This window comes from Streptomyces sp. V4I8 (assembly GCF_041261225.1).
Classification (GTDB): domain Bacteria; phylum Actinomycetota; class Actinomycetes; order Streptomycetales; family Streptomycetaceae; genus Streptomyces.
In genome coordinates, this window is record NZ_JBGCCN010000001.1 from 10,069,400 (window position 1) to 10,089,973 (window position 20,574).

The following is a 20,574-nucleotide window of genomic DNA, read 5'->3' on the forward strand; positions in this document are numbered from 1 at the left end:
ATGTGGTTGTCGAGACCCATGAGAACGAGCGAGACCGTGCCTGCCCGAACATCATCGCCCATCCCTTCCGCACTGGAGCAACTGGGCTCCCCGACTGATCCCCTCGCCTCAAGCGATGCCGCTGACCTGCGGCGTTTCCTGACCCTGGTCGCCGACCCCCGCGATGCGCGAGGTCTGCGGTATCCCGCCCTCGCATTGCTGTGCGCAGCCGCCTCGGCGGTGCTGACCGGGGCCCGCTCGCTCATCGCGATCAGCGAGTGGATCGCGGATGCCCCGCAGCATGTGCTGGGCGTCCTCGGTTTCACTGCCGATCCGCTTACCGGCCTGCGGCCCGTGCCGCACGCCGCAACCGTGCGCCGCCTGCTGCAGCGTGTGGACGGCGACGCGCTCGACGCGGCGATCGGCGCGTTTCTGCAGGCCAGAACGCCGCCCCCGGCCAAGCCGGAGACGAAGGCGGGGCCAACGCAGCGGGTGATCGCGGTCGACGGCAAGGTGGTCCGCGGTTCACGGACCGCAACGGCCGCAGCGATCCAGCTGCTGGCGGCAATGGACCACCACGGCGTGGTCCTGGCCCAGCGGCAGGTCGCTTCCAAGAGCAACGAGATTCCCTCCTTCGCGCCGTTGCTGGACGGTCTCGAGCTGGAGAACACGGTGGTGACCGCCGACGCTCTGCACACCCAGCACGACCACGGGGCCTATCTGACCAGTCGCGGCGCGCACTACGTGGCCGTCGTGAAGAAGAACCATCCCGGCCTGTACACCCAGATCAGGAAGCTGCCCTGGCGGGACATCCCGCTCGGGCACAGCACTCGCGACCACGCCCACCACCGCGACGAGATCCGCCGGCTCAAAGCGGCCGCATTCAGCCACCTCGACTACCCCGGCGCCCGCCAGGCGATCCAAGTCGTCCGGTGGCGACGCGACTTGAGCACCGGGAAACTGACCATCGAGCGCGTCTACCTGATCACCAGCCTGAGCGTCTTCGACGCCACCTGCACCGAGCTCGCCACATGGATCAGAGGCCACTGGGGCATCGAGAACCTCCTGCACCACGTCCGGGACCGCACGTTCCGAGAGGACGACTCCAAGGTCCGCACCGGCACCCTGCCCCGCGCCATGGCCTCCCTGCGCAACCTCGCCATCAGCACCTTCCGCCAGGACGGCCAGACGAACATCGCCGCCGCCCTCCGCCACACCAGCCGCGACTACCACCGGCCCCTACGAACCCTCGGTCTCACATGACAAACCCAGACAGACCTCGATCACGCAATGACCCTGCTTCCGTCCCGGAGTGTCAAACGTCGCTTTCTGTTACCTCAGCCACTACACGTGGATGAGGGTGACACGATGGATCCGGCGCAAGCATCCCGGGATCACTTGGAAGCAGCTCCGCCGACGCTATTACGGCGGTGGCTGGTGGCCTGCCACGGAGGAAGGGGAACTGTTCAACCCGGCAAAGGTAAGCACGACCAGATACCGATACCGGGGAACACTCATCCCGACCCCGTGGCCCATTACGGCATGAGGAACTGAACACCCCGAAACGGGATTTGCGGAGAGCCCGGTGCCCGGAGACGGGCACGCCGGGTTCGGGAGGCGGCTCGGAGAAACCCACTGGTGGAAACACCAGCAGGGCGCCCCGAGTCGACCTCACCTACGGCCCGGAATGCCTTGAGGGCATTGATGGTGCGCTCGACTTCGTTCCTGCGTTTGTACGCGGCGCGGTCGAAGCCGGGAGGGCGTCCACCGGCGGAGCCACGGGCCAGGCGCTGCCGGGCCTGGTCCTTCTTCTCTGGGATGGCGTGCGGGATCTGACTTCGTCGCAGGTAGGAGCGTATGCGGCGGGAGGAGTATGCCTTGTCCGCGCTGATCGCGTCGGGTCGGGTGCGGGGGTGCCCGCCGCCCTGACGGGGCACACGGATCCGCTCGACGACGGCCTCGAAGACGGTGCCGTCATGGGTCTGGCCCGGCGTGACTAGCAGGGCCAGCGGGCGGAGTCCGCCCTCGCAGGGGAGGTGGATTTTGCTGGTCAGGCCGCCGCGTGAACGCCCGAGTCCCTCGTCCTCACGGTGCTGGGCTGGCACCCCTTTTTTGGACCGTTGGCGGGCGCGACCTTGCGGGCGCCGGCGGCGTGCTGGTGAGCGCGGCAGGAGGTGGAATCCACACCGGTCTGGCTCCAGTCCAGCCGCCCCTCGGCGTCCGCATCGGCCTGGACCGCCGAAAGTATTCGGTCCCAGGTGCCGTCCGCCGACCAGCGCCGATGACGGTCGTGGACGGTCTTCCACTTCCCGAAACGCGCAGGTAGGTCGCGCCACGGCACCCCTGTCCGCTCCCGGAAGTAGATCCCGTTGACCACTTTGCGGTGGCTCTTCCACTGCCCACCACGCTTGCCGTTCGTCGGCAGGTACGGCTCCAGTCGCGCCCACTCCGCCTTGCTCAGATCACCATGTCCCATATCCGTCCTGAACGATCAAGAACAGGGCGCCGTTCCAAGATCTACTGACGATTCGTCGGACACGACCTAGTGGTGTGTCGCTGCTTAGTTCTGGTGTGTCTGGTTGGGAGGTTGGTGCCTCAGATTCCTTCCCCTTTGCCAGACAGGGCTGTTGTCATGGGTTCGCAGAAGAAGTGGCCGGTCAGGTTGACTGCGCGGGACCGCGAGGAGTTGGTCCGGGTGACCACGACGGGTGTTCGTGGAGCCTCGATGATCATGCGTGCGCGAGTGTTGCTCGCACTGGACACCTCGGTGGGTGAGGTGGATTCCAAGGAGATGATCGCGACCCGGCTTGGCGTCTCTGGTGAGACGTTGCGGCTGGTCGCCAAGCGCTTCACCGAGACCGGCGGCGATGTTCACGCCACAATCGCACGGAAGAGGCGCGACCTGCCGCCGGTGCCCTCGCCGGTGACCGGTGAGGTCGAAGCCCGGCTGATCGCGATGGCGTGCTCCCAGCCGCCCCAGGGCTATGCACGGTGGTCACTGCGGCTGCTGGAGAAGCACGTCGCGCTGGTCGAGGACATCCCTGATCTGGACCACTCCACCATCCTCGACTTTGCGGAGAATCGTGATCTTGAACAGATAGTGGCTTCCCTGTTCGGGTGAGCCCGCTGAGTGGCTTGCGGAACGTCAGGCTGAACGTGAAGAACCATCAGCGGTGTTGATCCAACCGCCTCGAAGCGAGGAAGTTGCCGCTGATGGTTCCGGGGATGACGTTACCGGCGTCGTTGCTGCTTGTTCTGCAGGTCACTCGTCCGTGTTTCACGAAGCATTCGTTCGAGACGTTCTGCCATCTGGTGGCCGGGATGGCCGCGCAGACGGGGCGGCGTACGGTCACCGGGATGCTGACGGGGGCGGGACTGTCGCGGCTGTGGCCGCACCGCAGGGCCCACGCCTTCTTCTCTGAGGCCTCGTGGGATCCCGACCAGCTCGGCCTGCGCCTGGCCCGAGCCGTGGTCGAAGCCCTGCTCCCAGCGGACGCGCCGATCCTGGCTGTCGTCGACGACACCCTGCTGCACCGGGTCGGCAGGAAGGTCTTCGGGGCGCTGTGGGCGCATGACGGCTCCGGGCGGGGCAAGGACAAGCTCGGGTTCGGCAACACCTGGGTCATCTGCGCGGTCGTGGTCCGCCTGCCCTTCCTCGCCAAGCCGGTCGCTGTGCCGGTGGCCGCCCGGCTGTGGCGGGGCAAGGCCACCGCCTCCCGCACCGACCTGGCCCTGGAGATGGTCCACGACCTGGCCGCGCTCTTCCCCGGCCGCACTCTCCACGTCACCGGCGACGCTGCCTACCACTCCGGCAAGGTCGCCGACCTGCCCCCGTCGGTCACCTTCACCACCCGACTCCCGCGCAACGCCGCCCTGTCCGCGCCGACCCCGCCCAAGACCAACAAGCGGGGACGGCCCCGCAAGAAGGGCAGGGCGCTGGGCTCACTGACCGCGATTGCCCAGACGGCGACATGGCGCCTTGCCGTCGTGGAGCGTTACGGGCGCATGGAGTTCGTGTGGATCACCGAGAGGGAATGCCTGTGGTACGGAGCCTTCAAGGACCTCCCGGTCCGCCTCGTCCTGATCCGCGACCTGAACTCGACCCGCCCGTACGACCTCGCTCTGATCAGCACCGACCTGGTCAGTCCCGCCGACGACCTCATTGAACGGTACGGCACGCGCTGGCCGATCGAATCGATCTTCGAGCACATGCGCCAGGATCTCGGCGTCGGCCAGGCCCGCAACCGCACCCGGCGCGCGGTGGAGCGCACCGTCCCCTTCGGCCTGGCCGTCTACACCATCGTCGTCCTCTGGTACGCCGCCCACGGGCACCACCCCGCCGACATCGCCGACCGGCGCGCACGACAGCCCTGGTACGCGACGAAGGCGACCCCGGCGTTCAGCGACATGGTGATCAAGCTTCGCCGGACGATCATCGCCGCCCGCCATATTCACAACCCTGCAGGTCAACCCGGTCCCGATGAAATCGCCGCGGTCATCCGCGCCTGGGAAGCAGCCGCGGCGTAGAGCCCGCCACCCCAAGATCACCATTCGCTACAAACACGAGACCATCGGGAGGATCTTAAAAAAACGGAACTGCGTCCTCACCTGAAGAAGTGCTGGACCATCCCACCACGAGCGAACGCGCAGTTCGCGGCCCGGATGGAAGACGTGCTGGCCGTCTATGCCCGGCCCTATGACCCGGCACGTCCGGTGGTGTGCATGGACGAGAAGCCCTACCAACTCCTCGACCATGCCCGCGGCCCGCTCCCGGCCCGACCTGGCCACGACGCCTGCCAGGACAGCGAGTACATCCGCTGCGGCACATGCTCCATCTTCGTGTGGGTCGAACCCCTACGCGGGTGGCGTCGCGTGCAGGCACTGTCCCAGCGGACCCGGATCGACTGGGCCGGCCAGGTTAAGCAGCTGCTGAGCGTGGACTACCCAGCAGCCGAGACCGTGGTGCTGGTGATGGACAACCTCAACACCCACGACATCGCCTCACTGTACGAGGCATTCGAACCAGAAGAGGCATTCGCCCTGACTCAACGCCTCGAGATCCACCACACGCCCAAACACGGGTCATGGCTCAACATCGCCGAGACCGAACTCGCCGCGCTGAGCAGGCAATGCCTCGACCGCCGGATCGGCGACCTCAACACACTCAACACCGAACTCTCAGCCTGGCAGAACGCCACCAACACCGACCAACGTCAGGTGGACTGGCAGTTCACCACCCACGACGCACGCATCAAACTGCGCCACCTATATCCCAAAAATTAGCCGCGACAGTCTACTAGTTCTACAACTGACCAGGTCGCGGGCAGTCCCCCCGCATTGTGCCGGCTCGTTCTCCCCCTTGCGGCCCGCGAACCGATGCTGCCAGCGACTGAAGCGACCGGGTATTCGAAATCGCGTCACATGGCGGCTGGCCGGGCAGATAACAGGTGGCCAGCCGGCCTTCAGAGCCCGCTTAAGCCAGGTGTACCCGCACCGACGGCGTGCCAAGCTGTGCGACAACGTCGACGCTCTCGACAGCTACCTGCCGCCGCAGATGGCTGCGATGGGGTGGACGACGCCCTGGAAGTGCCCCAACCGGCCACCATCTGACGCGATTTCGAAAATCCGGTCACTCAGCCTTTTCAGCGTGGCCACTGATCGGGTGACGGCGTCGGTGTCCGCAACGCACGAGGCTCTCGTGCCGTTGAGGGAGGTGTTCGAAGTCTCAACTCACCGGCACAGGAGCCTCGTTGGTTCCCTAATCCGTAGATAAGGGCGTCCCAATGGAGCAAAAGCTTGTGGGGATGCTCGAGTAGAGGGCTGCGATGCCTGCGGCGAACCGGGTCTGCTGAGACCTCCGCATAGAGCGGCGCGCGGTCCTCGTACTCATGGTGGCAGTTGCGTGGGCGTCGGACGGACGCCTATTGGTTCCCCGGCCTCGATGCCCAAGGATAGATCGGCGGCGCCGGCGCCCATGCATCCGTCACCGTCCAGCCGGTGTTGGCGCCCGCTGGTGCTGGACGGACGTTTGACGTCCCTCCCGGCACGCGAGGCCTACCGAAAGATCGGCGCCGTCCAGCGCCGCCGGGCGTCAACACCCTCCGCTTGATCACTCGTTGGTGTTGGCGGTGCGAGCCCGCTCCACGGTGACCTCTCGTGAAGCCCGAGCCGTTTGAGCTCCCGCAGAGACCGAGGCCCGTGGGACGAGCTGGTGCCACGAACGGCTACTGAGGTGGCGGACCGGCCAGAAGGGCTGAGTCCTGGGATTAGGTCGCTGCGTGGCCCGCATGAGCTCGTGACCAGCAAGAACAGCACGACGGAGGGGAAGACTTGATCTACTGCGGCATCGACTGGGCGGAACGCACGCACGACGTCGCCCTGGTCGACGACAGCGGCCAGTTACTGGACAAACGGCACATCACCGACGACGCCGCCGGCTACAAGATCCTGCTGGACCTGCTCGCCGAATACGGCGACACCGAGGAGAACCCGGTCCCGGTCGCGATCGAGACCTCCCGCGGCCTGCTCGTCGCAGTGCTACGGACGGGCAAGCGGCAGGTCTTCGCGATCAACCCGATGGCCGCCGCCCGCTACCGTGACCGGCACAGCGTCTCCCGCAAGAAGTCCGACCCCGGAGACGCCCTGGTCCTGGCCAACATCCTGCGCACCGACATGCACGCCCACCGGCCACTGCCGCAGGACAGCGACCTCGCCCGCGCCCTCGCCGTGCTCGCCAGAGCTCAGCAGGACGCCACGTGGAACCGGCAGCAGATCTCCAACCAGCTCCGCTCTCTGTTGCGCGAGTACTATCCGTCCGCCCTGGCCGCCTTCGAGTCGTGGAAGAACGGTCTGTGCCGCCGGGAGGCGTACGAACTCCTCAAGGCGGCACCGACACCGACGCGGGCTGCAAGGCTGACACGCACGCAGCTGCAGGCCGCACTCAAGCGCGCCGGTCGCAAACGCGGCGTCGAAGCCGAGGCCGAACGGCTCCGTGAAGTCTTCCGCGCCGACTGGGCCCACCAGCCCCCGCTGGTCGAGGACGCGCTCGGCCAGCAGATGCTCGCGCTCCTGGTCCAGCTCCAGGCCGCCTGCACGGCGGCCGACAATCTGGCCGAGGCGGTGGAGGAAGCTTTCCCTCAGCATCCGGACGCTGAGATCATCCTCAGCTTCCCCGGCCTCGGCATCCAGCTCGGCGCCCGGGTGCTCGCCGAGATCGGGGACGACCGAAACCGCTTCGCCGATGCCCGGGGCCTGAAGGCATACGCCGGGGCTTCCCCCATCACCAGGGCCTCGGGCAAGAAGTCGAGCATCACCCGCCGGTGGGTGAAGAACGACCGCCTCAACCACGCCGGCTACCTCTGGGCCTTCTCCGCGATCACCGCCTCACCAGGCGCCAAGACCCACTATCGCAGGCGCCGCGACGGCCACGGAGACTGGCACGCAGCTGCCCAGAGGAACCTCTTCAACCGCATGCTCGGCCAGCTCTACCACTGCCTTCAGCACCGCAAGCTCTTCGACGAGCACACCGCCTTCCCCGTCGAACTCGCCGCCGCAGCTTGACGTGTTGAGCGCCTGAGGTGTCTATCCTGCCGCACTCGACCTGCCTCACGCCCTGGTCGAGTGGGTCACCATGCTCATCGTCACCCGCGAGGGTGACCGCCGCTGCAAGCTCCCGCCGCTCCAGCGTGCCCTGGTCGCACTGGTCTACCTACGCCAGCACATCACCCTCGCGCAGATCGCGGCCGGCTTCGGCATCTCGGTCGGCACCGCACACGCCTACACCGCGGCCGTCGTCGACCTGCTCGCTGACCGCGCGCCTGGCCTGCTGCGCTCCTTGCGCGAGGCTGATCCCGGCCACGTCCTGCTCGACGGCACGCTCGCGGAGTGTGACCGGGTCGGCGACAGCCGGGCCGACTACTCCCACAAACACCGTCGGCACGGAGTGAACGTGTAGGTGGTGACCGACCCGGAAGGGCGGCTGCTGTGGATCTCACCGGCACTGCCCGGCCGTGCTCACGACCTGACGGCCGCTCGCACCCACCGGATCATCAGGATCTGTGAACGCCAGGGCGTCCCGGTCCTCGCTGACTGCGCCTACCTGGGCGCCAGCCCGTGGGTGACCACACCCGTCAGACGCCCACCCGGCCGTGAGTTGTCACCGACCCAGCGCACGGTCAACCGTGCGCTCTCCGCGGCACGGGCACCGGTTGAGCGGGGTGTGGCCCGCCTGAAGTCCTGGCGGATCTTCCGCAAAGCCCGGTGTAGCCCGAATCGAATGTCGTCAATCGCTTCGGCCGTCCTCACTCTGGAGCGGCGACGCTGAAAGAGCTGTGTCACTGTCTATGACACAGGGGACGGCGGGATTGCTGCCGGCAGCACAGTGGTGCTGTCGACATGCGGCGGTGCAAACGGGGCAAATAGGTAGACGTGGGTGCCCCGCCAAGACGGATCGCTGCTGAATCCGGCATCTGGCCGCTGTCTCCAGGCCCTGGCTCCTGACACCGATGGCTGGTGGACGATGATCAATGACTGTGACGCGACGCAACCCGGCCAGCAGTGGTCGGCGGACTCGTGGCCGGCCGACTCCGAAGCCCCCGACGACCCGACCAGGAGAGCTCGAGTTCGGCTGTTACCAGCACCGTCCGCGCGTCCGAGGCGACATGAAGCCTGAGCTGGTCGATGAGGCCCAGTGATCGAGGAAGGGTCGGGAGCTCGAGCTGAGGGCCCCTCCTCATGCCGGAAGCGAACGAGCTCCTGATGGGGGAGCGCCCAGCCCTGGTGCGAGCCACCGCGAACCATTCCCGCCGAGGTGCATACGGTCGTAAGCTGTCCGTATGACAGCCAAGGAACGGGTGACAGTCTCCCTCCCCGCCGACAAGGCAGCTGCGCTTCAGCAGCTCGCCAAGGACGGGCGGATCGAATCGGTGTCCGCGTACGTCAGCGAGGCGGTCGAAGAGCGCATGGGCCGTGAAGAGCGCGCCCAGCGCATCATCGAAGGCTGGGCCCACGAAGCCGAGCAGCAGGACCTGCAGGCCTGGGAGCAGGCCCTGGCCTGGGCACGCCAGAGCGATCAGCGCGGCCAGCACGCCGGAGGCGCGGCCGCGTGATCGGCGGGTACATCTTCGACGCCGGCGCGATCCGGCAGCTTGCCATCGGCCGACCCTTCATGGTCGCCCGCGTGGTCGTCTCCGTCGAGCAGATCCAGGTTCTCCTCGTCCCTACCAGCGCGCTCGCCGCCGGCCTGGTCGGCGGCGACATCTCGCCCCGTCGGCGCGAGCAGGTCGACGACGCGCTCGCCGCACCGGTCTTCGAGTTCCACGACCTGGACCGGCCCACCGCACTGGCGGTCTCGGAACTGGCGACCATGGCCGGCGTCGACCTGTCCACCGCACACGCTGCCCACCTCGCCCTGCGCCGTCCCGGCTGGCCGGTCATCACCGACCGTCCGGCCGAACTACACAAGGTGCATCCCGGGATCGAGACCGTCGAACTCCCTTGAGCGGCCACACCCGCGGCGGGCCAGGCCAGTGGACAACTGGCCTGGCCTGCGGCTGTCCCGGCGATTGAGCCGCTTCCGTTGATCAAGGGGACAGGGTGGCAGCGCCTGGTCCGAGAGCCTGCGGATACTCCAAGCGTGGCTCGTCACTGATCTTTGAATACGGCCCCGGAAGGCGTGTGGTCCCTCCTCGCGGATGCGGGGAGGGACCACACGCCTGTGATGGGGTTGGTGTGGGGGGTGGTTACATGGCGGCTCCGGTGGTCGTGTGGCGTCGGCGGCGGCTCCCTGCTCGGCCCGATCCTCGTCGGACGCGGCCTGCCCATCGCCCGCGTCGCCCCGGCCGCACTCGCCGCCACGTTCGCCACCTCCCTCGTCGGCGCTGCCGCCTACACGCTGCTCTCGCTCGTGAGTACCGGGGACGTCGCCCCCGACTGGTGGCTCGGACTCGCCTGCGGCACCGGCGGACTCATCGGCGGCTACCTCGGCGCCCGCCTCCAACCCCGCCTGCCCGGACGAGCCCTACGCCTCCTGCTCGGCACCCTCGCCACCGCCCTCGGCGCCGAGTACGCCGGTCAGACCCTGACCTGAACCATGCCGGTTGGGGATCCACGAAGGAGGTCTCAACGAGCATCTGGCACTGGACAACGGACCACAACAAACCCTGTCCATAACTCGGCTCACCCGCCCACCCCGGCAGCAGCGCAGGGTCGGACACAGGGGCGGCGAGCATCGGTTCCGGCAGTGTCCACGTCACAGCCCATGCCTTCCACTCAGCCCGCCCGTCGGCAAACCGAGTGCGCCTACGCACCCGACTACCGGCCCGACCACGGCAGGTCAGAGCACTACACCACCTCGCCGGGGGGCTGTGTGCTGAGCTCCTGGCGCACGTCCAGGTAGCAGCGCAGTCGGACACCGGGCTGCCCGGATCCCGTGTCGTACGGTCTGATGTCGCGGTCGCCCGCCGTCGGCAACGGATCTCACCGAGACCGGCGGTGCCGCCGGTAAGGCCGAAAGATCTGAACCAATTACCGGGAGTCAGGCCGCGACGAGCTCCTGCTCGCGGTCCGGCGTTTTGACGGTGGGCTTCTTGTTCGGCAGCGAGAGCCGGAAGACCTTGTGCCACGCGGAGAACACCTGCTGGGGCAGCGGGCCGGTGACGTACTCCAGCTCGTACTTCTCGAACAGCGCGCGCACCTTCACCGCGACCTCGGCGTACCGGTTGCTCGGCAGGTCGGGGAACAGGTGGTGCTCGATCTGGTGCGAGAGGTTGCCGGTCATGAAGTGCATGGCCTTGCTGCCGCTGATGTTCGCCGAGCCCATCATCTGGCGCAGGTACCACTGGCCGCGGGTCTCGCCCTTGATCGAGCGGCGTTCGAAGACCTGTACGCCCTCGGGGAAGTGCCCGCACATGATCACCGAGTGGGACCAGAGGTTGCGGACCAGGTTCGCGGTGAACGTGGCGGCGAGCGTGGGGAGGAACGAGGGGCCCGACAGCAGCGGGTGGATCACGTAGTCCTTGAGCACCTGCTTGCGGATCTTGCGGCCCACGGCCTTGGCCCGCGCGCGGAACTCCGGGTTCTTGCGGCGGCGCTTGTGCAGGTTCTTGCCGAGCTCCAGGTCGTACGCTGCGATGCCGTACTCGAAGAAGCAGGCGTTGAGGAAGTTCCACAGCGGCTGGCCGAGGTGGAAGGGGTGCCACTTCTGGTCCTCGTCGACGCGCATGATGCCGTAGCCGAGGTCGTTGTCCTTGCCGATCACGTTGGTGTACGTGTGGTGCAGCTCGTTGTGCGAGTGCTTCCACTGGTCGGCCGGCGAGACGTGATCCCATTCCCAGGTGGTGGAGTGGATCTTCGGGTCTCGCATCCAGTCCCACTGGCCGTGCAGGATGTTGTGGCCGATCTCCATGTTGTCCATGATCTTCGCCACGGACAGCCCGGCGGTGCCGAGCAGCCACGCGGGCGGGAAGATCGAGAACAGCAGCACGCCCCTGCTGACCAGCTCGAGCGTGCGCTGCGCCGAGATGACCTTGCGGATGTAGGCGGCGTCCTTCTCGCCGCGGCCGGCGATCACCTCGTCGCGGATCGCGTCCAGCTCGCGGCCCAGCTCCTCGATCTGCTCCGCGGTCAGGTGGGCGGTGGGGTCGATGGCGGTCAAGGTACTCCTACCGTTCGATGTCGCAGGGGCCCGCCGCGGCGGACACGCAGGTCTGGATGAGGACGCCCGGCTCGGCCTCGGTGATCTCGCCGGTGCGCAGGTCGCGGACGGCGCCGGCCTTGAGCGGCGTGATGCAGCCGAAGCAGATGCCCATGCGGCACCCCGACGGCATGAGCACGCCGGCCTCCTCGCCGATGTCCAGCAACGGCGTGGCGCCGTCCGCGTCGACGGTCTTGCCGGTGGCGCTGAACGTGACCTCGCCGCCGTCGCCGGCGACGACGATGCTGGGGCGGAAGCGTTCGGTGTGCAGGCGCTCTTGGACGCCGTGGTCGGTCCAGTGCTCTTCGGCGGCGTCGAGCAGGCCCGCGGGCCCGCAGGCCCAGGTCTCGCGCTCGGCCCAGTCGGGCACGAGTTCATCGAGACGGGCGATGTCGAGATGGCCGTCGGTGTCGGTGTGCACCTCGGTGAGCCGCAGCTTCTTGTCCGCGACCAGGTCGTGCAGTTCGTCGCGGAAGATCACGTCGTGCGGCTGTGGCGCGCAGTGGACCATGACGACGTCGTCGAACTCGGTGTCGCGCAGCATGCCCATCACGGGCGTGATGCCGCTGCCGGCCGTCAGGTAGAGCACCTTGGCGGGCTTGGCCTGCGGCAGCACGAAGTCACCGGTCGGCTGGTCGAGCTGGATCAGCGTGCCCGGTTTCGCCCTGCGGACCAGGTGGTTGCTGACCTTGCCGTCCTCGATCGCCTTCACGGTGATCGTGACGCGGCCGTCTGGGCGGTGTGTCGGCGAGGTGAGGGAGTAGGCACGCCACAGGCGCACCCCGTCGACGTCGACCCCGATCCGCACGTACTGGCCGGCTGTGTGGCCGCGCCAGCCTCGTCCCGGCCTGATCACGATGGTCGCGGCGTCATCCGTCTCGGGGTGCACGGCTTCGATGCGCCCACGCAGGTCGGCCCCGGCACGCAGCGGGCTGACCAGGTCGAGGTAGTCCGACGGCAGCAGCGGCGTCGTGACCATCTCCAGCAGTTTCCACGCCCTGCTGCGGAGGGCTGCACTCGTCATGACTCCAGCTTGCTGCGCCTCAGGGCGTAAAGTCCTGACCGCAGGATGTGAATCTGGTCGGCTGAATTGTTCGCAGGGAACAAAAACGTGAGCCATGCAATCCGGAGGGCCAGCGAACTGGCCCTGGATGAGACGACGGTCACCGCACTGCGGGCCGCGCTGAAGACCACCGCCGACGAGGTCGTCCAGGCGATCATCGACGAGGTCCCTTCCTACGCAGGCGCCCTGTCGGGCCACATGGGCGCCACCATCCGCCGGGCCGTCCGCACCGCCCTGGGGCACTACCTGGACCTCGCGAGCGGGAAGGCCACAGGCGGCGACGCCGGTGACGCGGCCTACGAGCTGGGCCGCGGCGAGGTGCGCGACGGCCGTTCGATGGACGCCCTGCTCAGCGCCTACCGCGTCGGCGCCCGCGTGGCCTGGCGATGCCTGGCAGCGGGTGCCGTACCCGCAGGTCTGCCCGCCGCCGAGGTCGCCAAGTTCGCCGAGCTGACCTTCGCCTACATCGACGAGCTCTCCGCCGCGAGCGCCGCGGGCCACGCCGACGAACTGGCCGCCCGGGGCAGGGACCACGAGCGCCACCTGGAACACCTGGCCCGCGACCTCCTCGCCGGCGCGAGCCCGGACGTGCTGCTGGCCTCTGTTCAACGGGCCGGGTGGCAGCCTCCGGTTTCGCTGACCGCGGTCCTGCTGCCCGCCGCCCAGGCCCGGCCTGCCTACCGCGCGCTCGACCCGAGCACCCTCGTCCTCGACGATCTGCCGGATGCCACCGGTGTGCTGCTCGTCCCCGATGCCGACCGATCACATCTCCTGCGGCAGCTGACCGACCGCACCGCCGTGGTCGGCCCGGCCCGGCCATGGACTCGTGCGTCCGCCTCGTACGCACGAGCCGTACGCGCGCGCTCCCTCTCCTGTGAGATTCGCGACACCGAGGACCACCTGCCCGAGCTGGTGCTGAGCGCCGACGTGGACGCGTTCGCAGACCTGCGTGCCCGAGCCCTCGCACCGTTGCGGACCTTGCCTGTCGCGACCGCACGGCGGCTGGAGGAGACGTTGCGGGCGTGGCTGCTGCACCAGGGCAGGCGGGACGAGGTGGCGGCGGCGTTGTTCGTCCATCCCCAGACGGTCCGGTACCGGATGTCGCAGCTGCGGGAGCTGTTTCCGGATCTCGCATCGCCACACCGGGTCCTTGAACTGACCCTGGCGGTCGGTCTTCGGGTCAGCTGACGCGTACTTCGGCCGTCCACGACCGCGTCCGCGAGCGGTCCAGGAATCGTGCCTCGTTCTCGGTGCCATCAGCTGGCTCATGCGGCCCGGGGAAGAGCGGTATGAGCCAGCTGAGACCGGGGGTTGATGTGAAGACCAGAGAAGGCCTCGGGAAGCCCGTCGGGGGCGCTGCCTCTGAGAAGCGCGGTGGCGGATACGGCTCGACTGGATCCGGTGGACGATGCGCACCGGCCCGCTCGTCGACGCGCTCATCGAGCATCTGGTCGATGATCTGGGCCGCTATGCTCTGGAAAACGGCTTTCATGTCGCCGTGGATGGCGCTGTCCTGGCACGAGCTGACCCACGGGCGCGCGGCGGGCTGCGGCTGGGTGACCGGCGGGGCGGCCAGGCCGGGTCACCAGGGGGGCGGGCCGCGCGCGCCGGGGACCACCGTGGTTCTGCGACGGCCCCGTGCCTCCCTTCCGGCAGGTCAACCCAACGACCGACCGGGCCGGCCTGGCACACCGCGCGAGGGATGATGGGGATGGAATGACGGAATGTGAGGTCAGGAGCTTCCATGGCGAAGCGGGTTCACCGACCCCGTGAGGACGCGGAGTTCAATTTCATCCTCGGGATGAGCGCAGTTCCGGTCCTCGCATACTTCACCGGGACATGGCCCAAGGCAATCGAGCCCTGCCGGGTGATGGACCTCGTCGTGGGTAGCATCGCCGAGGACTACACGGGCCGCCTGACGGCCGTCCGCGCCGACATCACGCGTTGTCCGGCTGCGACCGAGCGATACGGGATCACCGGAGCCCCGTCCTACGTCCTGCTGAAGGAGGCAGAGGCGGTGGCGCACGGCACGGGGCCCATGACCATCGCCGAGGTACGGAAGTTCCTGGACGGCCACCTCTGAGCGGCCGCTGCGGCACGTGGCCGCGACGCCCGTCACGTCTCGTCTATGGGAGCTGCGCCGCCTGAGACACCCTTGGGGCTGAGGCTTGTCTGCGTGCCGGGGTGGGGGGTGGGGCCACCAGGGGCATTGCGCGATTGGGATTGGTCCGGTTCGCCGGTCTCGTGAGTGACGTGTCGTCATGTCCGTTGTGAGGCAAGGGGCCCTGGAAAGCAGAGCAGGCACGGTGCTGGTGATCATGTGGTTGTCGAGACCCATGAGAACGAGCGAGACCGTGCCTGCCCGAACATCATCGCCCATCCCTTCCGCACTGGAGCAACTGGGCTCCCCGACTGATCCCCTCGCCTCAAGCGATGCCGCTGACCTGCGGCGTTTCCTGACCCTGGTCGCCGACCCCCGCGATGCGCGAGGTCTGCGGTATCCCGCCCTCGCATTGCTGTGCGCAGCCGCCTCGGCGGTGCTGACCGGGGCCCGCTCGCTCATCGCGATCAGCGAGTGGATCGCGGATGCCCCGCAGCATGTGCTGGGCGTCCTCGGTTTCACTGCCGATCCGCTTACCGGCCTGCGGCCCGTGCCGCACGCCGCAACCGTGCGCCGCCTGCTGCAGCGTGTGGACGGCGACGCGCTCGACGCGGCGATCGGCGCGTTTCTGCAGGCCAGAACGCCGCCCCCGGCCAAGCCGGAGACGAAGGCGGGGCCAACGCAGCGGGTGATCGCGGTCGACGGCAAGGTGGTCCGCGGTTCACGGACCGCAACGGCCGCAGCGATCCAGCTGCTGGCGGCAATGGACCACCACGGCGTGGTCCTGGCCCAGCGGCAGGTCGCTTCCAAGACCAACGAGATTCCCTCCTTCGCGCCGTTGCTGGACGGTCTCGAGCTGGAGAACACGGTGGTGACCGCCGACGCTCTGCACACCCAGCACGACCACGGGGCCTATCTGACCAGTCGCGGCGCGCACTACGTGGCCGTCGTGAAGAAGAACCATCCCGGCCTGTACACCCAGATCAGGAAGCTGCCCTGGCGGGACATCCCGCTCGGGCACAGCACTCGCGACCACGCCCACCACCGCGACGAGATCCGCCGGCTCAAAGCGGCCGCATTCAGCCACCTCGACTACCCCGGCGCCCGCCAGGCGATCCAAGTCGTCCGGTGGCGACGCGACTTGAGCACCGGGAAACTGACCATCGAGCGCGTCTACCTGATCACCAGCCTGAGCGTCTTCGACGCCACCTGCACCGAGCTCGCCACATGGATCAGAGGCCACTGGGGCATCGAGAACCTCCTGCACCACGTCCGGGACCGCACGTTCCGAGAGGACGACTCCAAGGTCCGCACCGGCACCCTGCCCCGCGCCATGGCCTCCCTGCGCAACCTCGCCATCAGCACCTTCCGCCAGGACGGCCAGACGAACATCGCCGCCGCCCTCCGCCACACCAGCCGCGACTACCACCGGCCCCTACGAACCCTCGGTCTCACATGACAAACCCAGACAGACCTCGATCACGCAATGACCCTGGTGGGGCCACCGCGGCGGAGTATCCAAACGGCGCGCTTCTGACAGCTTCGTATCCCAACGATGACCTGTCGGGCTGGGTCGTCTCCTCAAAGGACCATCTCTACGCCCAACAGCACGAGTTGACGGCATACGTCATCGGGCTCAAGGTCGCCGGAATGACGCGCACCAAGTTGCTGCGGGCCGTGCATGTCACGCGCGCGGACAGCGGCACTGCCCCCCACCCAGAGGCGGAGGCGGGCATTCCGTCGTCCGCCGACTACGCGCTCGTCGGCGGCGGGTTCAGAGTCGACTGGCACGGAGCTGGGAGCCTCGCCACGGCTTCCTTTCCTTCAACCGACTTCTCTTGGAAGGCACGCTCCAAGGACCATTCGGTCTCCGACCCGGCGAGGATCCGTTCCTTCGCCATTTCTCTGCGACGGCAGCTGCCCGTAGGACGGCTTTCCAGCACCATCGTCCGTGCCGAGTCCGGCCAGGTTCCGCACCCGACCGCCGTAGCCACCCTACCGCCGGGCTACGCCCTGACCGGAGGCGGCGCCGAAGTCCACTACCGCGGTGCCGGCAATCTCCTGTGGAAGCTGGAATCCTCCGTCACCCCGGCGCCCAGCTTCAGCGCGGCCTCCAAGGACCACGGTATTACCGACCCGGCGACGCTCACGGCGTACGCACTGGGTGTCAGGTTGGACTGAACGTCGTGCCTCCTCCTGCCGATAGCACGGTGGCTGTTGGGGCGGCTGTAGCGGATACGGAGGTAGCGCCGGGCGCCCTGGTAGGCACGATCCGCCAGGACGAGAATCTGGCGAGTGAGGCAGGTCCGGACGATGCCGTGGACGCGGGCTTGTGGTCAGGTCGTGCCTGCGTCCCGGTGTCCGGGAGAACCAGAGCGGGGTGCGGTGCCGACATGCGATGAGTTGAGGCAGGTCTTCGACAGCTCCGCAACTAACAATATTCGCGACCGCCATGACGCTGAAATCCGAGATGCAGAAGTCAACCGCGAATTCTACTGTCCTGAGCATGGACCAGAACACGCATGATTTATTGCGGTCGCAACAGGTTGCCTATGACGGCGGTCTTTTCCTCATCCGCCTGGCTGTGGGGCTGCCCATGGCTGGACACGGGGCTCAGAAACTCTTTGGCTGGTTTGACGGAAGTGGTATCGACAAGACCGGCGAGTTCTTCACCTCATCCGGCTATCAGGCGGGCAAGGCGATGGCGGTCGTGGCCGGGCTCAGCGAGTTGATCGGTGGGCTCGGCCTCGCACTTGGGTTGGTCACTCCGCTCGCCGGCGCCGCGATCGTGGGCGTCATGCTGAACGTTCTCGCTGTGAAATGGGGCAGCGGCTACTTCATGAACGACAAGGACGGCGGTCTGGAGTACGAACTGCTGATCCTGGCGTCGGCGGCAGCCCTGACGCTGACCGGGCCCGGTCGAGTCTCCTGCGACGCCCACCTGCCGATTCTGCGCGACTGCCGGCTTTTCCACGCGGCCATGGCGTTGGGCCTCGGAGTCGTCACTGCCGGAGTCATCCTGTTGATCCGAGACTGACAATCGCTGATGGGACGGTGCGGTCGTACTTGTGGTCCCGGCCTTGCAGCTCGTGCTGTGCAGTCTGAGCAGTGGTGTCTGTCGGCGCTCTCGCGCAGGGGCCGGGAGCCCTGTCGAACCTTCCCCCGGCCCCTGCGCGAGTTCGGCTCAGGACTGCGGGCAGGCTTTCCAGGCCAGGTGGTACACCGTGCTGATGTCACCGTCGGTGGAGTCCATTGTCATCAAGCTGACTTTGCCCGGCGATGACGTGCCGGCGTTCACCCTCAGCTCGGTGTTGATGTTGAAGTTGCGCTGAACTCCGCAGGGCGCCCAGACCAGTTGCTCCCAGCCGGTCGTGTCGGTTGCCTGCCAGTTGTCGTTCAGCGGGCCGCTGAAAGAGTGGTTGCGATACTGCGTGTTCGGTGATCCCTGGAAGTAGTACGAGGCTCTCTGCATGGCGCTCGCGCCGGGCTGGAGGGAGGCGAAACCTCGGTAGTCAGCGCTGGCAACGGCGTAGGTGAAGCCCTGCGGGACGTGCACGATCAGGTTGAGCTGGCAGTTCTTGCGGAACGCTGTGGGCTCGGAGTTGCCGCCGGCCTGGGCGAGGTAGTCGCTGTAGGTCACGGTGAAGGCGGTGTTGTCCTCCGAGACGGCGAGGGCTGTGGTGCCCTGGGGACAGCCGGAGCCGTTGACTGTGGCGACCTGGATAGTGATCTTGTCCTGTGGCTGGGCGCCGGGCGCGGAGGACGGGGCTGCCTGGGCGGGTAGTGCGGTGGCCATGAGTGCGGCAAGTGCGGTGGCGCTCAGCAGGGAACCACGGATCATGCTCTTTGCTCCTTGAGGTTGGGGGGTGGCTGCGCCCACGATCTGTGAAGAAAATATGAGATTCCTATGAAGATCGAGAACGTATGCATCGTAGGAGCTGTATGTGACATGGTCAGGATGATCTTCAGCCATTCCCGAAGGCTGTTTCCACGCCCCCGCTCACGACGTACATGCCCTGCCCTGGTGTGCGCCATCTACAACTGTCACTACCGGCACCGCCCGGCCCAGGCGCATCCCAACTTTCCCAGTCAACCGGCCACTTGATGCGATGAAGAGAGTCCGCCACAACCACGCCCGCGTGGTCGGCGTGGACGAATACGCTCAGCACAAGGCCCGCCTGCGCCGTGGTTGAGACATAAGTCAGGTACCTGATCGGGCAGGCAGAAACATGGCTTGCGGCACCTCAGCGCTGAGTCAGGGTTGAGTGCCAGGACGACGCCGCCACCCAGTGCTCAGGGTGCCGGTACGGGTCGACTGGCTTTCGATGCGCGGGGAGTTCATCGTGATGCCGGCGGCCCAGTCGGCTGTGCGGTGCACCAGTACCGGCTGCGGCAAATTGCAGGCCATCACCATTCGTGTTCACATCAATGCAAATGGTGCGCACAGCGTGGCACTTTGACGCGCTGTGGCAGTGCCGTGCTGGGGCCAGCCACGTCTTGAGGCCGCTCAGCAGTCGTCCCCGTCCAAGGAGTTTTCATGTCGCATTGGTTAAGCCGTTCCGCAGCCGCCCTGGTCATGAGCGCCGCGTCACTGATAGCCATATCCGCAGCTCCGGCACAGGCCAGCCCGCACGCCTCCGAGGCCTCCATCCAGTCCGTCCGGGGCGCCGCTGAGGACGTTGCGTGCGGCATCACGGGCTCGGCAACCGTCTCTCACCTCCTGCTGATCACCACGGTCGACGTGAAAGTTGTCTGTCACACAACCGCGATGGCGGCTGTCACCGTCAAAGTCGGCGACATCGCTCTGGCACGGACCGACGTCCTGCTCGTCGCCGATGTCGAGGCGCAAGTCAAACTGCTTGTCCCCGGGCTCCTTCCCCTGGAGGCGGAAGTCTGCGTCGAGACCGACGGTGACGAGGCGTGCGCCACCGTGAAGCTGTAGCCGGACTCCTGTGGTGGCCGGTGCGCCGGTCCCCGGTGATCTGAATCGGCCCGGCTCGTGGCCACGGGCCACCACATGAGTGGCCGCCGCCCGCAGGGCAGGGCCGGTTCCGCGCCCCATCACCGTGCAGAGGGTGGTGGGGCGCGTGCTCGCCGCCTGGCCGGACATACCGAGGGTGGCTGCGGATGTCGGCAGCGAGGGCCACCCCGCCCCGCTGGGGCAGGCGTTCTCCGAGTACGCGCGCAGGGTGAAGGCCCCTGACAGCAGCGGTACCCAGACACAGCTCGATACCTGTGGAGTCCATGAACGACACCGTGGCCAGGTCGGCTTCGCAGTGCCGCCCCTCCAGTTCCCCGAGAACGCCGGCCAGACGCGGGGCGGTGCTTACATCCAGCTCACCGGACACCCGTACCAGCACCACATGCACCGCCTCGACCGTATCGACGGTGAGCGGCGGCGGGGCGGCAGGAACCTGCACAGAGACCACGCGCTGGTACCGACCGGCCCGCCCCGGCCGTCCAGGAGACCGCCGGCCCACCGGACTCTTCCCACCCACCCAGTTCACCCCCGTCGCACAAGAACCCCCACCGCTACCAGTGCCACTCGAAACCAGGCGCACAAACCCAGGCAAGAGGCACCATCTACGCCTCCCAGTACGACAACGAAACCAGAACCGTTGCACGCCCCGCGCACGCTCCCCTGTGCGGCACTCCAGGCGCCCGGAGCACAGTCACCGCGCGGCGGCCGCATGGCTGCCAGGCGGGGCATGATGTCGACGTTTCCTGACTTCGGCAGCC

At 67.5% G+C, this 20,574-nt stretch carries 16 protein-coding genes and 5 pseudogenes; 15 read left to right on the plus strand and 6 right to left on the minus strand.

Annotated features, from left to right (window positions below; translation table 11 throughout):
* Positions 1-18 precede the first annotated feature (18 nt).
* Positions 19-1,242, plus strand: coding sequence for an ISAs1 family transposase (locus ABIE67_RS45810; RefSeq protein ID WP_370252144.1), 1,224 nt, complete (start codon positions 19-21; stop codon positions 1,240-1,242).
* Between the two features lie 413 nt (positions 1,243-1,655).
* On the opposite strand, the pseudogene ABIE67_RS45815 reads toward ABIE67_RS45810, so the two are convergent.
* A pseudogene (locus ABIE67_RS45815) lies at positions 1,656-2,455 on the minus strand (IS5 family transposase); the annotation flags it as partial.
* A 156-nt stretch (positions 2,456-2,611) separates the two neighbouring features.
* On the opposite strand from ABIE67_RS45815, the gene ABIE67_RS45820 reads away from it, so the two are divergent.
* The 8 genes and pseudogenes from ABIE67_RS45820 to ABIE67_RS45855 all read left to right on the plus strand — a co-directional run.
* Positions 2,612-3,100 carry a helix-turn-helix domain-containing protein gene (locus ABIE67_RS45820; protein ID WP_370267953.1) on the plus strand — a complete coding sequence of 163 codons (489 nt, stop codon included), beginning with the start codon at positions 2,612-2,614 and terminating at the stop codon, positions 3,098-3,100.
* 104 nt (positions 3,101-3,204) lie between these two features.
* The gene (locus ABIE67_RS45825; RefSeq protein ID WP_370251558.1) at positions 3,205-4,506 is read left to right on the plus strand and encodes a transposase; all 1,302 of its coding nucleotides are present in this window, start codon (positions 3,205-3,207) and stop codon (positions 4,504-4,506) included.
* 57 nt (positions 4,507-4,563) lie between these two features.
* Positions 4,564-5,262 (plus strand): annotated as a pseudogene (locus ABIE67_RS45830) (IS630 family transposase); the annotation flags it as partial.
* Between the two features lie 1,047 nt (positions 5,263-6,309).
* Positions 6,310-7,539: an IS110 family transposase gene (locus ABIE67_RS45835; RefSeq protein WP_370267955.1), complete on the plus strand. Its 1,230-nt coding sequence runs from the start codon at positions 6,310-6,312 to the stop codon at positions 7,537-7,539.
* A gap of 70 nt (positions 7,540-7,609) precedes the next feature.
* Positions 7,610-8,302, plus strand: a pseudogene (locus ABIE67_RS45840) (transposase family protein).
* Between the two features lie 511 nt (positions 8,303-8,813).
* Positions 8,814-9,086 carry a ribbon-helix-helix protein, CopG family gene (locus ABIE67_RS45845; RefSeq protein WP_370267957.1) on the plus strand — a complete coding sequence of 91 codons (273 nt, stop codon included), beginning with the start codon at positions 8,814-8,816 and terminating at the stop codon, positions 9,084-9,086.
* Entirely contained in the window at positions 9,083-9,478 is a 396-nt protein-coding gene (locus tag ABIE67_RS45850; RefSeq protein ID WP_370267959.1) for a hypothetical protein, read from the plus strand. The genes ABIE67_RS45845 and ABIE67_RS45850 overlap by 4 nt, the downstream gene beginning before the upstream one ends.
* Before the next feature lie 267 nt (positions 9,479-9,745).
* Positions 9,746-10,066, plus strand: a pseudogene (locus tag ABIE67_RS45855) (TSUP family transporter); the annotation flags it as partial.
* A gap of 254 nt (positions 10,067-10,320) precedes the next feature.
* Here ABIE67_RS45855 and ABIE67_RS45860 read toward each other — a convergent pair.
* The 3 genes from ABIE67_RS45860 to ABIE67_RS45870 form a co-directional block, all read right to left on the minus strand.
* Complete coding sequence (locus tag ABIE67_RS45860; protein WP_370267961.1) at positions 10,321-10,449, minus strand: DUF6207 family protein; 129 nt, start codon at positions 10,447-10,449, stop codon at positions 10,321-10,323.
* A gap of 64 nt (positions 10,450-10,513) precedes the next feature.
* Positions 10,514-11,632 carry a fatty acid desaturase gene (locus ABIE67_RS45865; RefSeq protein ID WP_370267963.1) on the minus strand — a complete coding sequence of 373 codons (1,119 nt, stop codon included), beginning with the start codon at positions 11,630-11,632 and terminating at the stop codon, positions 10,514-10,516.
* 7 nt (positions 11,633-11,639) lie between these two features.
* Complete coding sequence (locus ABIE67_RS45870; protein WP_370267965.1) at positions 11,640-12,695, minus strand: ferredoxin reductase; 1,056 nt, start codon at positions 12,693-12,695, stop codon at positions 11,640-11,642.
* Positions 12,696-12,782: 87 nt separating this feature from the next.
* Here ABIE67_RS45870 and ABIE67_RS45875 point away from each other — a divergent pair, with 87 nt between their 5' ends.
* From ABIE67_RS45875 to ABIE67_RS45890, 4 genes are all read left to right on the plus strand, one after another.
* Positions 12,783-13,922: a PucR family transcriptional regulator gene (locus ABIE67_RS45875; protein ID WP_370267969.1), complete on the plus strand. Its 1,140-nt coding sequence runs from the start codon at positions 12,783-12,785 to the stop codon at positions 13,920-13,922.
* 556 nt (positions 13,923-14,478) lie between these two features.
* Entirely contained in the window at positions 14,479-14,817 is a 339-nt protein-coding gene (locus ABIE67_RS45880) for a thioredoxin family protein (protein WP_370267971.1), read from the plus strand.
* Positions 14,818-15,070: 253 nt separating this feature from the next.
* The gene (locus ABIE67_RS45885) at positions 15,071-16,294 is read left to right on the plus strand and encodes an ISAs1 family transposase (protein WP_370267973.1); all 1,224 of its coding nucleotides are present in this window, start codon (positions 15,071-15,073) and stop codon (positions 16,292-16,294) included.
* 191 nt (positions 16,295-16,485) lie between these two features.
* Entirely contained in the window at positions 16,486-17,016 is a 531-nt protein-coding gene (locus tag ABIE67_RS45890) for a hypothetical protein (protein ID WP_370269760.1), read from the plus strand.
* Between the two features lie 41 nt (positions 17,017-17,057).
* On the opposite strand, the pseudogene ABIE67_RS45895 reads toward ABIE67_RS45890, so the two are convergent.
* Positions 17,058-17,241 (minus strand): annotated as a pseudogene (locus ABIE67_RS45895) (transposase); the annotation flags it as partial.
* Positions 17,242-17,341: 100 nt separating this feature from the next.
* On the opposite strand from ABIE67_RS45895, the gene ABIE67_RS45900 reads away from it, so the two are divergent.
* A complete protein-coding gene (locus ABIE67_RS45900) occupies positions 17,342-17,872 on the plus strand; it encodes a DoxX family protein (RefSeq protein ID WP_370267975.1) in 531 nt (176 codons plus the stop codon).
* A 147-nt stretch (positions 17,873-18,019) separates the two neighbouring features.
* Here ABIE67_RS45900 and ABIE67_RS45905 read toward each other — a convergent pair whose 3' ends face one another.
* The gene (locus ABIE67_RS45905; RefSeq protein ID WP_370267976.1) at positions 18,020-18,676 is read right to left on the minus strand and encodes a DUF4360 domain-containing protein; all 657 of its coding nucleotides are present in this window, start codon (positions 18,674-18,676) and stop codon (positions 18,020-18,022) included.
* A 696-nt stretch (positions 18,677-19,372) separates the two neighbouring features.
* Between ABIE67_RS45905 and ABIE67_RS45910 the strand changes: the two genes are divergently transcribed.
* A complete protein-coding gene (locus tag ABIE67_RS45910; protein ID WP_370267977.1) occupies positions 19,373-19,777 on the plus strand; it encodes a hypothetical protein in 405 nt (134 codons plus the stop codon).
* Positions 19,778-20,574 lie beyond the last annotated feature (797 nt).